This is a genomic window from Stenotrophomonas sp. CASM114 (assembly GCF_049384325.1).
In the GTDB taxonomy this organism is placed as follows: domain Bacteria; phylum Pseudomonadota; class Gammaproteobacteria; order Xanthomonadales; family Xanthomonadaceae; genus Stenotrophomonas; species Stenotrophomonas muris.
In genome coordinates this window covers 347,975-362,286 of sequence record NZ_JBMRGJ010000002.1, presented here as the reverse complement: position 1 = coordinate 362,286, position 14,312 = coordinate 347,975, and the positions used below count along the sequence as shown (strand labels likewise).

General features: G+C 66.5%; 12 protein-coding genes. 7 read left to right on the top strand and 5 right to left on the bottom strand.

Annotation, left to right across the window (positions count from 1 at the left end):
- The first annotated feature begins 6 nt into the window (after positions 1-6).
- From VG566_RS04265 to VG566_RS04250, 4 genes are read left to right on the top strand one after another with little or no spacing between them, the layout of a single operon-like run.
- Entirely contained in the window at positions 7-1,224 is a 1,218-nt protein-coding gene (locus tag VG566_RS04265) for a nucleoside permease (RefSeq protein ID WP_241884109.1), read from the top strand.
- A 12-nt stretch (positions 1,225-1,236) separates the two neighbouring features.
- Entirely contained in the window at positions 1,237-2,361 is a 1,125-nt protein-coding gene (locus tag VG566_RS04260; RefSeq protein ID WP_241884108.1) for a Gfo/Idh/MocA family protein, read from the top strand.
- 19 nt (positions 2,362-2,380) lie between these two features.
- Positions 2,381-3,244, top strand: a complete 864-nt coding sequence (locus tag VG566_RS04255; RefSeq protein WP_241884107.1) for a sugar phosphate isomerase/epimerase family protein — start codon at positions 2,381-2,383, stop codon at positions 3,242-3,244.
- A gap of 18 nt (positions 3,245-3,262) precedes the next feature.
- Complete coding sequence (locus tag VG566_RS04250) at positions 3,263-3,559, top strand: c-type cytochrome (protein WP_032961525.1); 297 nt, start codon at positions 3,263-3,265, stop codon at positions 3,557-3,559.
- A 30-nt stretch (positions 3,560-3,589) separates the two neighbouring features.
- Here the strand turns inward: VG566_RS04250 and VG566_RS04245 are convergent, their stop codons facing one another.
- The 5 genes from VG566_RS04245 to VG566_RS04225 all read right to left on the bottom strand — a co-directional run bounded on the left by VG566_RS04245 (position 3,590) and on the right by VG566_RS04225 (position 8,308).
- Positions 3,590-4,348 carry a 3-keto-disaccharide hydrolase gene (locus VG566_RS04245; RefSeq protein WP_164165340.1) on the bottom strand — a complete coding sequence of 253 codons (759 nt, stop codon included), beginning with the start codon at positions 4,346-4,348 and terminating at the stop codon, positions 3,590-3,592.
- Complete coding sequence (locus VG566_RS04240; RefSeq protein ID WP_241884106.1) at positions 4,348-4,923, bottom strand: gluconate 2-dehydrogenase subunit 3 family protein; 576 nt, start codon at positions 4,921-4,923, stop codon at positions 4,348-4,350. The genes VG566_RS04245 and VG566_RS04240 overlap by 1 nt, the downstream gene beginning before the upstream one ends.
- Positions 4,923-6,608, bottom strand: a complete 1,686-nt coding sequence (locus VG566_RS04235; protein ID WP_241884105.1) for a GMC family oxidoreductase — start codon at positions 6,606-6,608, stop codon at positions 4,923-4,925. Before VG566_RS04235 ends, VG566_RS04240 begins: the two co-directional genes overlap by 1 nt.
- Before the next feature lie 26 nt (positions 6,609-6,634).
- Complete coding sequence (locus VG566_RS04230; protein WP_241884104.1) at positions 6,635-7,531, bottom strand: TIM barrel protein; 897 nt, start codon at positions 7,529-7,531, stop codon at positions 6,635-6,637.
- Between the two features lie 201 nt (positions 7,532-7,732).
- Complete coding sequence (locus tag VG566_RS04225) at positions 7,733-8,308, bottom strand: single-stranded DNA-binding protein (protein WP_006423759.1); 576 nt, start codon at positions 8,306-8,308, stop codon at positions 7,733-7,735.
- A 291-nt stretch (positions 8,309-8,599) separates the two neighbouring features.
- Here VG566_RS04225 and VG566_RS04220 point away from each other — a divergent pair, with 291 nt between their 5' ends.
- From VG566_RS04220 to VG566_RS04210, 3 genes are all read left to right on the top strand, one after another.
- Positions 8,600-9,631, top strand: coding sequence for a LacI family DNA-binding transcriptional regulator (locus VG566_RS04220; protein ID WP_014646297.1), 1,032 nt, complete (start codon positions 8,600-8,602; stop codon positions 9,629-9,631).
- A gap of 130 nt (positions 9,632-9,761) precedes the next feature.
- Complete coding sequence (locus VG566_RS04215; protein WP_046429400.1) at positions 9,762-10,664, top strand: ABC transporter ATP-binding protein; 903 nt, start codon at positions 9,762-9,764, stop codon at positions 10,662-10,664.
- 12 nt (positions 10,665-10,676) lie between these two features.
- Entirely contained in the window at positions 10,677-14,261 is a 3,585-nt protein-coding gene (locus tag VG566_RS04210) for a M1 family aminopeptidase (RefSeq protein WP_241884103.1), read from the top strand.
- The last annotated feature ends 51 nt before the right edge of the window (positions 14,262-14,312 follow it).

The window sequence follows — 14,312 nt, the reverse complement described above, 5'->3', positions numbered from 1 at the left end:
CAAGCCATGACGCACGCCATGTCGCGCCTGGGCGCGATGATGTTTCTGCAGTTCTTCATCTGGGGGGCGTGGTTCGTCACCCTGGGCACCTACCTGGTGCAGGGCCCGCTGCAGGCCAGCGCGAGCCAGGTGGCGACCGCGTTCCTCAGCCAGTCGATCGGTGCCATCGTGGCGCCGTTCCTGGTCGGGCTGATCGCGGATCGCTACTTCGCGGCGCAGCGCATTCTTGCGGTACTGCATCTGGCCGGTGCCGCGCTGATGTGGCTGGCGTCCACGGCAACCAGCTTCAGCATGTTCTCTGCGTGCGTCATGGGCTACATGTTGCTGTTCATGCCGACCCTGGCACTGGCCAACAGCGTGGCCATGCGGCACATGCAATCACCCGAGAAGCAGTTCCCGCTGGTCCGCGTGGCCGGCAGCATCGGCTGGATCGTGGCGGGCGTGCTGATCGGCTGGCTGGGCTGGGAACAGGCGCATCGGCTTGAGCTGACGTTCCGGATGGCGGCGGCGGCGTCGCTGGTGCTCGGGCTGTATGCGTTCACCCTGCCACACACACCGCCACTGGCGCAGCAGCGCGATGCCGGGCTGGGGCAGATCCTGGGGCTGGACTCGCTGCGGCTGCTGAAGTCGCGCGCCTACCTGGTGTTCTTCCTGGCCTCCATCGCCATCTGCATCCCGCTGTCGTTCTACTACAACTTCACCAATCCCTATCTCAACGACCTCGGCGTGCGCGGCGCGGCGGGCCTGCAGTCGCTGGGCCAGGTTTCCGAAGTGCTGCTGATGCTGGCCATGCCGTTCCTGTTCGTTCGGCTGGGGGTGAAGACCATGCTGGCAGTCGGCATGGCCGCCTGGGTGGTGCGCTACGCCATGTTCGCCTTCGGCGATGCGGGCAGCGGCTTCCCGCTGCTGGTGATCGGCATCGTGCTGCACGGCATCTGCTACGACTTCTTCTTCGTCACCGGCCAGATCTACACCGATGCCCATGCCGGCCCTGCCGCGCGCAGCAGCGCACAGGGGTTCATCACCCTGGCCACCTATGGCGTGGGCATGTTGATCGGCACCTTCCTGTCCGGCGCGGTGGTGGAGCACTTCACCACCGAGGCCGGTCCCGACTGGCAGCAGATCTGGCTGTTCCCGGCCGGTGTTGCGCTGGTGGTGCTGGTCGCCTTCCTGCTGCTGTTCCGCGACCGGCCGGCGGCTGCGGCCGCGCCCTCCACACCCTGAGGATCCCCGTCGATGCCCAAGCTTGGAATCGCCATCGTCGGCGCCGGCATGATCGGTGCCGTGCACCGCCGCGCGGCCTTGCTCGCCGGCGCCGAGGTACGCGGCGTGGCCGCCTCGTCACCGCAGCGCGCGCATGAGGCAGCGCACTCCTGGAATGTCCCGCGCGCCTACCGGGATATCGAGGAGGTGATCGCCGATCCGCAGGTACAGGTGGTGCACGTGTGCACGCCCAACCATCTGCACCGCGCCATGGCACAGGCTGCGCTGGAAGCCGGCAAGCACGTGATCTGCGAGAAGCCGCTGGCGACGACGCTGGACGATGCGCAGGCGCTGGCGGTACTGGCCGCCTCGACCGGATTGGTTGCCACCGTCCCCTTCGTCTACCGCTACCACCCGGTGGTGCGCGAGGCGCGTGCACGCATCGCCCAGGGTGACCTGGGGCCGCTGCACCTGATCCATGGCAGTTACCTGCAGGATTGGCTGCTGGACCCGGCCAGCAACAACTGGCGCGTGGACCCGGCGCTGGGCGGCACCTCGCGCGTGTTCGCCGACATTGGTTCGCACTGGTGCGACTTGGTCGAATGGGTCAGTGGCGAGCGCTTCACCGAAGTGAACGCGGCGTTTGCCACGGTGATCGCCGAACGCAGCGCCGTCACCGGCCAGAGCTTCAGCACACCGGCGGCGAACGGCGCGACGCAGGCGGTCGCGAGCGAGGACGTGGCGACGGCGATGTTCAGGACCGGCGCCGGTACGCTGGCGTCGTTGACGGTGAGCCAGGTTTCGGCCGGACGCCGCAACCGCCTCTGGTTCGAGATCGATGGCGCCAAGGCCAGCATGGCGTTCAACCAGGAGGACGCCGAGCGGCTGTGGATCGGCCTGCCCGACCAGCGCGAGGAGATCTTCGTGCGCGGGCCAGGCGCCGGCAGTGCCGAGCAACGCCGGCTGTCGGCGCTGCCGGCGGGGCACGCGCAGGGCTACGCCCAGTGCTTCGAGGCGTTTGTCGCCGACACCTATCGCGCCATCGACGGCGAGCAACCGGACGGCCTGCCCACCTTCGAGGACGGCATGCGTTCGGCGCGGATCGTTGATCGTGTCATTGCATCGGCCAGGTCACGCGCCTGGACCACCATCGGTTGAATCCCGGGAGGATCTGTTGATGAAAGCCCTTGTCCGTCGAAGTGCAAGCCTCGTCCTGCTGCTCGCGGCGCTGCCCGCCTTCGCAGTCGAAGCCGCCAGCGCGCAGAAGCCGATCGCGGTGCAGATGTACACCCTGCGCGATGCCGGCTCGCTCGAGCAACAGTTGAAGATCGTCCACGATGCCGGTGTGCACGCGGTGGAAACCGTCGGCACGCAGAACGTCAGTGCCGCGGAACTGAAGCAGCTGCTGGACCGGTATTCGATCAAGGCCATTTCATCGCATGTGCCGCTGGCCGAGCTGCGCAGCAACCTGGATGGGGTGGTGACCTTCAACCAGTCGATCGGCAACACCACGCTGGTGGTGCCGTACCTGGACAGGAAGGAACGCCCGAGCGATGCCGCCGGCTGGACCGCCCTGGGACAGGAACTGGGCCGGATCGCGAAACAGGTGCGCGGCAAGGGCATGCGCCTGGCCTATCACAACCACGACTTCGAGCTGGTCGACTTCGATGGCAGGACCGGGCTGGAACTGCTGTTCGCCGCCGCCGGCCCCGAACTGCAGACCGAGCTGGACCTGGCCTGGGTCGCGCGTGCGGGCCTGGACCCGGCGGTGATGCTGGGAAAGTTCCGCGGCCACGTATTCGCGGTACACGCCAAGGACAATGCGCCCAAGGGCCAGGCCGAAGACGAAGGCGGATTCGCTGCGGTGGGCCAGGGCGTCTTGGACTGGAACGCGATCCTGCCTGCTGCGGCGGTCGCCGGCGTGCATTGGTACATCATCGAGCACGACCAGCCACGCGAGCCGGCCAAGGTCGTCCAGGCCGGCGCCGACTATCTGCGTGAACACCTGACCACCAATACGCCTGCCCGTGCGCGGCGCTGACGCATCAAGGAGCCCCACATGAAAATGATCCTGGCAATGGCGGTGGCCCTGGGCGGCATGAGTGTTGCGACAGCCGCCTGGTGCAAGGGCGACCCGGCTGCGGGAGCAAAGCTCTACACCGCGAACTGCGTGGCCTGCCACGGCGCCGATCGCGCGGGCATGCCGGGCGCGTTCCCGGCACTCACCGACATCGGCAAGCGCATGGCACCTGCACAGATCAAGGAAAAGATCAGCAAGGGCGGCGGCCTGATGCCGCCCTTCTCCCAGCTGTCACAGCAGGAGATCGACGATATCGCCAGCTACCTGGCGAAGTAAGCGGCCGGCGACCACGCCGGCCGTGTTCGGCTACAGCTCGCGCACCCAGATGTTGCGGTAACTGACCCTGGAGTCATGCTCCTGCAGATAGAGCGGCGCACACGCATGGGGCGAATACGAGGGCGCCCCGATGTATTCGGTCTTGCCTGCCAGCACGGTGTCATCCTGCACCAGCACGCCGTTGTGCAGCACCGTGATGCGCGCGGGCGACACAAGCCCACCGCCCACCGAGAAGCGCGGTGCCTTCCAGAGGATGTCGTAGGCCTGCCACTGGCCCGGCGCGCGCGAGGCATTCACCCGCGGCATGGCCTGCTTGTAGATGGAGCCCGCCTGGCCATTGGCATAGGTCGGGTTGTTGTAGCTGTCGAGCACCTGCAGTTCATACAGTTCCTGCAGGAAGATCCCGCTGTTGCCCCGGTTCTGGCCGTCGAAGCCCTTCGTGTCAGTGGGCGTGCGCCACTCCACATGCAGCTGGACATCGCAGAAGCGTTGCCGGGTGCGGATGCCCTTGCTGCCCGGAACGACGGTCATGGCGCCCCCGGCAACCTTCCAGGGCACGCGTCCGCCCTGCTCCGATTCCCACGCGGAGACATCCTTGCCATCGAACAGCACGATCGCGTCGGAGGGGGCCTTGCCTGGCGGCGTGGCCACGACAGCGGGCACGGGGGTCCACACTTCGGTCTTCTTCGGGTCGCGCGCAGCGTCGGCACTGTCCTGCGCGAATGCAGATGCAGCGGCCAGCAGGCCAACAGTGATCAACGCAGGGCGGATCATCAGGGTGGTGTCCATCAGCTGGTCCCCCACGCGGGCGTACCGGGGACATAGGCGAGGTCGCCGTCGTAGCGGCCGGGCACCGCGACGTACTGCAGCACGCCGGTCGCCCCGACCTTGGAGGTGAAGAAGCCGAAGATGGCCAGCTGCTTGATCATCGTGAAGTAATGCGGCATCGCCTCGCCCTCTTCAGGCATACCGGTCTCGGTCACATCGGCAGAGCGCGCCTTGGCTTCGGCGTCCAGCGTTCGCAGCAACTGGGTGCGGGCTTCCGGCGTAAGCGCCACAAACCGGCCGCCGGCGCGCTTGTCGATATCGACCAGGCCTGCCCGGAACGTTGCCTGCTGCCGGGCGCTGTAGCAATCGCTGACGAAGGTCGCCATGAACAGGCCAGCGCCGGCATCCTTCGCCCCTGGCGTCCGGGTCCGCGGCAGGATGGTCTCGGCGATCTCGTCCAGCGTGCCGATGTCGGCATCGGAGAACAGGGTCTTCACCGGTGCCGCGGCGGCGTTTCCCTGCGCGAGCGCAGGCAGGCCGACCATGGCCGCGCCGGTGGCGGCAACGATCATCTTCAACAGTTCGCGGCGATCCATCAGAGGTTCCCCGCTTTCAGTTCGCGTACCGCGTGGTCGGCCGCGCGCGCGGTCAGCGCCATGTAGGTCAGCGAGGGATTCACGCAGGCGCTGGAGGTCATGCAGGCACCGTCGGTCACATAGACGTTGGGCGCATCCCATACCTGGTTGTGCGCGTTCAATACCGAGCTCTTCCGGTCACGTCCCATGCGTGCGGTCCCCATCTCGTGGATGCCCTTGCCCGGGGCATAGTCGTGGTCGTGCATCTTCACGTCCTTGACGCCGGCCGCCTCCAGCATCTCGGCAGCATCGGCGGCCATGTCCTTGCGCATCGCCAGTTCGTTGGCGCGCATGGACACGTCCATCGCCAGCACCGGCAGCCCCCATTTGTCCTTGCGGTCGTGGTCCAGGCGGATCGTATTGTCGTGGTGCGGCAGCATTTCACCGAACCCGGTCATGCCGATGCGCCAGTCGCCCGGTACGGTCAGCGCCTCCTTCAGGTCGGCACCGATGTTGAGCTCGGCGATCTCGCGCGACCAGCCGGTGCGGCTGGCACCGCCCTGGTAACCGAACCCGCGCAGGTAGCCGCGCTTGTCGGCCGCGACGTTGCGGAAGCGCGGAATGTAGAAACCGCACGGACGGCGGCCGAAGTAGTACTTGTCTTCGTAGCCCTCGACCCGGCCCGAGGCGCCCGCACCGAAATGATGGTCCATCACGTTGTGCCCCAGCTCGCCCGACGAAGAACCCAGTCCCCCCTCCCACACATCGGTCGCCGAGTTCATCAGCAGCCAGGTCGAATTGAACGACGATGCATTGAGGAAGATGACCTTGGCGGTGTACTGGTAGGTCTGCCCGGTCTCGGCATCGATCACCTCCACGCCGCGCGCACGCTTGCGATCCTTGTCGTAGAGCACTTCCTTGACGATCGAGAACGGCCGCAAGGTCAGGTTGCCGGTCTTCATCGCCGCTGGCAGCGTCGCCGCCTGGGTCGAGAAATAGGCACCGAAGGGACAGCCCAGGATGCACTTGTTGCGGTACTGGCAGTTCACGCGCCCCTGCTCGGGCATCGGCTGGGTGATGTTGGCGGTGCGCGAGTGGATCATGTGCCGCGTTCCGCCAAAGGCCTTCTTGATCCGCGCGGCCACCTCCTTCTCGACGATGTTCAACGGGATCGGCGGCAGGAACTCGCCGTCCGGCAGCACGTCCAGTCCTTCGCGCGTGCCGGCGATGCCGGCGAACCTCTCTACATGGTCGTACCACGGCGCGATGTCGGCATAGCGGATCGGCCAGTCGGTGGCGATGCCATCCTTGAGGTTCGCTTCGAAGTCCAGGTCGGAAAACCGATAGCTCTGCCGGCCCCACATCAGCGAGCGCCCGCCCACGTGGTAGCCACGGAACCAGTCGAAGCGCTTGGTTTCGATGTAGGGTGAGTCCTGCTCGTTGGCCCACATTCCTTCCAGGTTCTCGGCCAGGCCGTAGTCGCGCATCAGCACCGGGAAGGCGGCCTTCATCGCCTGCGTCGGCCGGTTGCGATGCGGGAAGTCCCACGCTTCCTTCATCGCATTGACGTAGTCCTTGACGTGCTCGATGTTGCGCCCGCGTTCCAGCATCAGGACCTTCAGGCCCTTCTCGGTCAGCTCCTTCGCTGCCCAACCGCCACTGATTCCCGAGCCAACAACAATGGCGTCGTAGTGATTATCTGCCATGGTCTCTCACCTGGGTGGATATCGTTTCAGACGTCGCAGAGGCGGATCGCCTCGCGCAATGAGGCAACGGGATCGGGCGCTGCAGGCGTGAATTCCTGCGCCAGATACCCCTTGAAACCGGTGTCGCGGATCGCGCGACAGATGGCCGGATAGTGGAGTTCCTGCTGGTCTCCAATCTCGTTCCGGCCCGGCACGCCTGCAGTGTGGTAATGCTTGAAGCAGGCGTGATGCTTGCCGATGGTGGCGATGATGTCGCCCTCCATGATCTGCATGTGGTAGATGTCGTAGAGCAGGCCGAAATTGTCCGAGCCGAGCCGCTGGCACAGCTCCACGCCCCAGGCCGAGTGGTCGCACAGGTAGTCACGATGGTCGACTTTGGAGTTGAGCAGCTCCATCACCAGCACGACGCCGCGCTTCTCGGCATGCCCGAGGATGCGCTTGAGGCCCGCCTCGGCATTGGCCATGCCGTCCTGCGGGTCCATGCCGTTGCGATTGCCGGAGAAGCAGATGAGGTTGCGGTAACCGGCATCGGCGACCAGGTCGATGTGCCGCGTGTAGCGCTCCACCAGCGGGTCGTGGAATTCGCGGCCGGCAAAGCCCTTGGTCAGGCCCAGCTCCGCGCCATTGCACATCGAGCTGTAGACGCCATTCGCCTTCAGCGTGGGCCAGTCTTCCGGGCCGACCAGGTCGATGGCGGCGAAGCCGATGTCCTTCACCGTCGTGCAGAGCTGGGCGACCGACAGCTGCGGGAAGGTCCAACGCGCCACGGAGTGCTTCAAGTTGCCCCTGAGCGCTGCGGTGGCGGCGAATGCAGGCAACGCTCCCGCAGTACCCAGCGCTACGCCTCCAGCAACCGCCATGCGCAACGCATCGCGCCGCGTGAGGCCCGTCGCCGGAGCCGGTCTGATCGAATGGATGGACATCCACCTGCCGGCCTCCCAACCGGTATCAAACGCAACGATTCACAGCAATGCAATCGATTGCACCATAGGGGAGGAAATTGGGCGCTTGCAAGTTGCGGTGCACGAAAATTGATGCTGCGAAGCACAACTCCGAAGGAATCGCGGACAAAGAAAAGCCCCGCATGAGCGGGGCTTTCTTTTCTGCTGCAGGCGAGCGTCCGATCAGAACGGAATATCGTCGTCAGCGAAGTCGTCCATCGGCGGCGCCTGCTGCGGCTGCGGGCGCTGGTTGCCACCCTGGTTGCCGTAACCCCCGCCCTGGTTGCCGCCCTGGTTGCCATAGCCACCGCCCTGGCCACCACGCTGGCCACCGCCGCCACCGCCATACTCCTGGCGCGGCGCCTGCTGGCGCTGCGGACGATCGCCGCCGTAATTGCCACCACCGCCACCGCCGCCGCCTTCACCGCGGCCGCCCAGCATCTGCATTTCATCGGCGATGATGTCGGTGGAGTACTTCTCCACGCCGTCCTGGCCGGTGTACTTGTCGTAGCGCAGGCTGCCTTCGACGTAGACCGAGCTGCCCTTGCGCAGGTACTCGCCGGCGATCTCGCCGAGCTTGCCGAAGAACACCACGCGGTGCCATTCGGTGCGCTCCTGCTGGTTGCCATCCTTGTCCTTGCGGACGCTGGTGGTGGCCAGGCTGATGCGGGTGATCGCCATGCCGCCCTGGGTGTACTTCACGTCCGGGTCGTTGCCGAGATTGCCGACCAGGATGACTTTGTTGATGCCGCGCGCCATAGGTACCTTCGTCCGTTGTCCAGGGGCAGACCGCCAGTGATAGCACAGCCCCGGGCGGGGTGCAGTACGCTGGGCCGCCCCTGGTGAAATTTGGGGGAATGCGAGAACGACGCATCTTACCATTGCCGCCGCCATCCGCCCGGTCAGGAGACCCCGACCGCACCGAAGGATCAGGCTGATTTCCTTGTCCGGCAATGACTTACCTGTGCCCAGGCCGACGCCCGGAGGGGCATTCGCGTCTGCGCATGGCATCATGCCCGGGCACCTTCCACCTGCCCGCTCCGCCCGCACATGACGATCAAAGGCAAAGCCACCTCCCTGGACATCGCCCACCTGGCCGGGGTCTCCCAGCCGACCGTGTCGCGGGCCCTGCGTGGCAGCCCGATGGTCAACGCCGAGACCCGCGAGCGCATCCTGCGCATTGCCCGCGAGCTGAACTACAAGGTCGACAAGAATGCCTCCAGCCTGCGCCTGCGCAACGCCGGCACGCTGGCCCTGCTGTTCTTCGAGGACCCGACCAACGACGACTCGCTGATCAACCCGTTCTTCCATTCGATGCTGGGCTCGATCACCCGCGCCTGCGCGCTGCACGGGCAGGACCTGCTGGTCTCGTTCCAGCAGCTGTCCACCGACTGGCAGGCCGATTACGAGGACAGCAACAAGGCCGACGGCATCATCCTGCTCGGCTACGGCGACTATCACGAATCGCGCGACCGCCTGCAGCGGCTGGTCGAACAGGGCACGCACTTCGTGCGCTGGGGCGCCGCCCTGCCCGGCCAGCCCGGTGTCTCGATCGGCAGCGACAACTTCCAGGGCGGGCATGACATCACCACCCACCTGCTGCAGCAGGGCTGCCGCCGCATCGCCTTCCTCGGCCATGCCTCCAGCCACTACCCCGAATTCCAGGAGCGCTACCGCGGCCACGTCGCGGCCCTGCAGGACCACGGCCTGGCCGCCGAACCGGCGCTGCAGCACGATGCGATCACCACTGAAGCCTCCGGCCAGGAAGCCTGCCAGGCCCTGTTGGCGCGCGGCGAGCCGATCGATGCGATCTGCGCGGCCAGCGACCTGATCGCCATCGGTGCGATGCGCGCCCTGCGCGAGGCCGGGCTGCGGGTGCCGCAGGACGTGGCGGTGACCGGCTTCGACGACATCCCGCTGGCCGCTTCGGTGTCCCCCGCGCTGACCACGGTGCAGCAGGACACCAAGCAGGCCGGCCAGCTGCTGGTCGAGCGCCTGCTGGCGCTGATCGGCCGGCAGCCGGTGGACAGCCAGAGCATCCCGGTGAAGCTGGTGGTGCGCGAATCATCCCTGCGCGGGTAAGGCGCCGCTGGGCCGGCGCGCCGGCCAACGCACGACGGCGGGATTCTCCCCCCATGACCAACGGCGGATGCGCACGGAGGCGGTTGCGCGGATAACGCGCAGACATTGCCCAGGGAAAGGTGTACGTCGCATGCTGAAGATCGATTCGCTGTCCAAGACGTACGCCAACGGCGTGCATGCCCTCAACAACGTCACCCTGGACATCCCGCGGGGCATGTTCGGCCTGCTCGGCCCGAACGGCGCCGGCAAGTCCTCGCTGATGCGCACGCTGTCCACCCTGCAGGAGGCCGACAGCGGCACGGTGACGCTCAGCATTCCGGGCGAGGCGCCGATCGACGTGCTGCGTGACAAGGACGCCGTGCGCCGTCGGCTGGGCTACCTGCCGCAGGATTTCGGCGTGTACCCGAAAGTCAGCGCGCTGGACCTGCTGGAGCATTTCGCAGTGCTCAAGGGCCTGACCCAGCGCGCGCAGCGCCGCGAGGTGGTCGATGGGCTGCTGCAGCAGGTGAACCTGTGGGATGCCCGCAAGCGCAAGCTGGGCACCTACTCCGGCGGCATGCGCCAGCGCTTCGGCATTGCCCAGGCGCTGCTGGGCGACCCGCGGCTGGTGATCGTCGACGAGCCCACCGCCGGCCTCGACCCGGAGGAACGCAACCGCTTCCTCAACCTGCTGGCGGCGATCGGCGAGAACGTAGCGGTGATCCTGTCCACCCACATCGTCGAGGACGTGACCGACCTGTGCCCGACGATGGCGATCATGAACAAGGGCCAGGTGCTGCTGACCGGCCGCCCCAGCGAAGCGATCAACGCCCTGCAGCACCAGGTCTGGCGCAAGCAGGTCGATCCTTCGGAGCTGGCCGACCATGAAGCGCGCTACGTGGTGCTGTCGACCCGTCTGGTCGGTGGCCGCCCGGTGATCCATGTGCACAGCGCCAACGACCCCGGCGACGGCTTTGCGGCCGTGGCTCCCGACCTCGAAGACGTGTACTTCCAGCGCCTGCGCCTGCAGGCCCGTGCTCGCGCGGCAGCCTGAGCGGAGCACGCCATGATCCTCGATTTCTTCCGTTTCGAGCTGCGCGAGCAGCTGCGTTCCCCGCTGCTGTGGCTGCTGGCCGGGCTGTTCGCCCTGCTCGCCTTCGCCGCTGCGTCCAGCGACGCCGTACAGATCGGTGGTGGCAGCGGCAACGTGCACAGCAACGCGCCCACCGTGATCGCGCAGATGCTGGGCATCTTCACCCTGCTCGGCATGCTGGTCACCGCCCTGTTCGTCAGCAATGCGCTGCTGCGTGACTTCGAACTGGGCACCGCCGAGCTGATCTTCGCCAGCCCGGTGAAACGCCGCGATTACCTGGCCGGCCGCATCGCCGCCGCCCTGGCTACCGGCCTGCTGTTCTACCTGCTGGTCGCTTTCGGGCTCTGGCTGGCACCGTTCATGCCCTGGGTGGACGCCGAGCGCATGGGGCCGATCAGCTGGCAGGGCTATGCCTGGAGTTTTGCGGTCATCGTCATTCCCAACCTGTTGTTCACCACCGCGCTGCTGTCACTGCTGGCAGCGGTCACGCGTTCAATCCTGTGGGTCTACATCGGGCTGGTGGCCTACCTGGTCCTGTTCGGCGCCAGCGCGGCGGTGCTGCGCGACATCGACAACACCTGGCTGGCGGTGCTCAGCGAGCCTTTGGGCATGCGCGCCCTGTCGCGCACCATCCGCTACTGGTCCACCGCCGAGCACAACAGCGGCGTTCCCGGCCTGGCGGGCTACCTGCTGGCCAACCGTGCCCTGTGGCTGGGTGTGACGGCGCTGCTGTTCGCCGCCACGTTCGCCCTGTTCCGCACCGAGCGCAGCGGCAGCGGCCGTCGTCGCTGGGGCCGCCGGCAGGCGCAGCCGGTTGCCGACGCCGCCGCCCTCCGGCCCAACCGCAACCCGTTGCCGCGCGTGGTACCGGCATTCAGCGCGACCACCGCGTGGCAACAGTTCCTGCGCCAGGCGCGCTTCGACACGCGCGGCGTCCTGCGCAGCGTGCCGTTCATCGTGCTGCTGGTGCTGGGCCTGGCCAATTTCCTGCCCAACGCGCTGTTCCGGCAGACCCTGTACGGCACCTCGATCTGGCCGGTCACCTCGCAGATGATCATGGGCCTGCAGGGGGCCTTCAGCTGGCTGCTGGTGATCATCGTGCTGTTCTTCGCCGGTGAGCTGGTGTGGAAGGAACGCAGCGCGCGCATCAACGAAGTGACCGATGCCATGCCGGTGCCGAACTGGGTACCGCTGCTGGCCAAGTTCACCGCACTGCTGGCAGTGATCATCTGCTTCCAGGCCGCCGGTGCACTGGCGGCGATGGGCGTGCAGCTGGTCAAGGGCTACACCCACCTGGAGCCGCTGCTGTACCTGCGCAGCCTGGCGCTGGATTCGGTGATCTACATCCTGATGGGGGGCCTAGCACTGGTGCTGCAGGTGCTCACCAACAACAAGTTCGTCGGTTACGCGCTGCTGATCGTGGTGATGATCGGCCAGGGCGTGCTCGGCATGCTGGACTACACGCAGAACCTGTACACCTTCGGTGGCTGGCCCAACGCTCCCTATTCGGACATGAACGGCTACGGCCACTTCCTGCCGGGGCAGCTGGCATTCCAGGGCTACTGGGCGCTGTTCCTGCTGACCCTGATGTGCCTGGCATCGGCGCTCTGGGTGCGCGGTGTCAGCCAGGGCCTGCGCCAGCGCCTGGCCCTGGCCGGCCGCCGCCTGCGCGGCCCGACCGGCGTCTTCGCCGGACTTGCGGCATTGGCCTTCGCCGGCGTGGGCAGCTGGCTGTACTGGAGCACCAATATCCGCAACGAGTTCATCTCGCCCGACCAGCAGCTGGACCTGCAGGCCCGCTACGAGCGCGAGCTGTCGAAGTACCGCACCCTGCCGCAGCCGCGCATCGTGGCGGTGGACAACCGCGTGGACCTGTTCCCGGAATCGCAGTCGATGGTGATCGATGCGAACTGGACGGTGCGCAATACCCATGCCACGCCGATCCAGGACGTGCATGTCTCGATAGGCGATGACAAGCAGCTGGTCGACGTCGACCTGGGTGGGCAGACGCTGTCGTTGCACGATGCCGATCTCGGCTACCGCATCTACCGCCTGCAGAAGCCGCTGCAGCCGGGCGAAACCCGCAGCGTGCATTTCCGGGTGGTGCAGAAACCCAACGGCATCACCGCCGGGCTGGCGCCGAGCAACATCGTGGACAACGGCACCTTCTTCAACAGCCGCGTGCTGCCCTCGTTCGGCTACAACGAGGGCGCCGAGATCAGCGACCGCAACGAGCGGCGCAAGCGCGGCCTGGGTGAGCCGCGGCGCATGCCCAGGCTGGAGGACGAAGCGGCGCGTGCCAACACGTACATTGCCAACGATGCCGACTGGCTCGACTTCCGCACCACGGTCTGCACCGCACCGGACCAGGTGGCGCTGGCCCCGGGCTACCTGCAGCGCGAGACCACGATCAACGGCCGGCGCTGCTTCAGCTACGCCATGGACCGGCCGATGCTGAACTTCTATGCCTATCTATCGGCACGCTGGGAGGTGCGCAAGGCGAAGTACAAGGACATCCCGATCGAGGTCTACTTCGATCCGGCGCACGGCTACAACGTGAACCGGATGATCGAGGCGGTGCAGAAGTCGCTGGCCTATTACGAGGCGAACTTCACCCCGTACCAGCACCGCCAGGTACGCATCATCGAATTCCCGGGCTATGCCCGCTTCGCGCAGTCCTTCGCCAACACCATCCCCTATTCCGAGGCCATCGGTTTCATCGCCGACCTGCGCGACCCGGACAAGGTGGACTACGTGTTCTACGTGACCGCGCACGAGATCGCGCACCAGTGGTGGGCGCACCAGGTGATCGGCGCCAACGCGCAGGGCGCGACCGTGCTGTCCGAATCGCTGTCGCAGTACTCGGCCTTGATGGTGATGGAGCAGGAATACGGCCGCCAGCACATGCGCCAGTTCCTCAAGCGCGAACTGGACGGCTACCTGTCCGGCCGCGGTGGCGAAGCCATCGAGGAACAGCCGCTGGAACGCGTGGAGAACCAGCAGTACATCCACTACCAGAAGGGTTCGCTGGTGTTCTACCGCCTGCGCGAGGAAATCGGCGAGCAGGCGCTGAACCGTGCGTTGAAGCGCTTCCTGCAGGACAAGGGCTACCAGCAGCCGCCGTACACCACCTCACGCGAGCTGCTGGGCTACATCCGCGCCGAGACCCCGGCCGACCGCCAGCAGCTGGTCACCGACCTGTTCGAGAAGATCAGCTTCTACGACAACCGGGTGATGGCCGCCAGCGCCCGCAAACGTGCTGACGGCCGCTACGACGTGACCCTGGACCTGCATGCCGCCAAGCAGTACGCCGATGGCAAGGGCAGGGAGAGCGACGCGAAGATGGATGACTGGGTCGAGATCGGCGTGTTCGCCACCGGACCGTCGGGCAAGGAACGCGACCAGAAGGTGCTGTACCTGCAGCGCCACCACATCACCAGCGCCGCGCCGAAGATCACGGTGACGGTGGATGAAAAGCCGGACGAGGCAGGCTTCGATCCCTACAACAAGCTGATCGACCGGGTGAGCGATGACAACCGGCGCAAGGTGACGATGTGAAGCAACGGGGCGCCGGCCGATGTGCCGGTGCTCCGCGCGACGCGTGCGGGC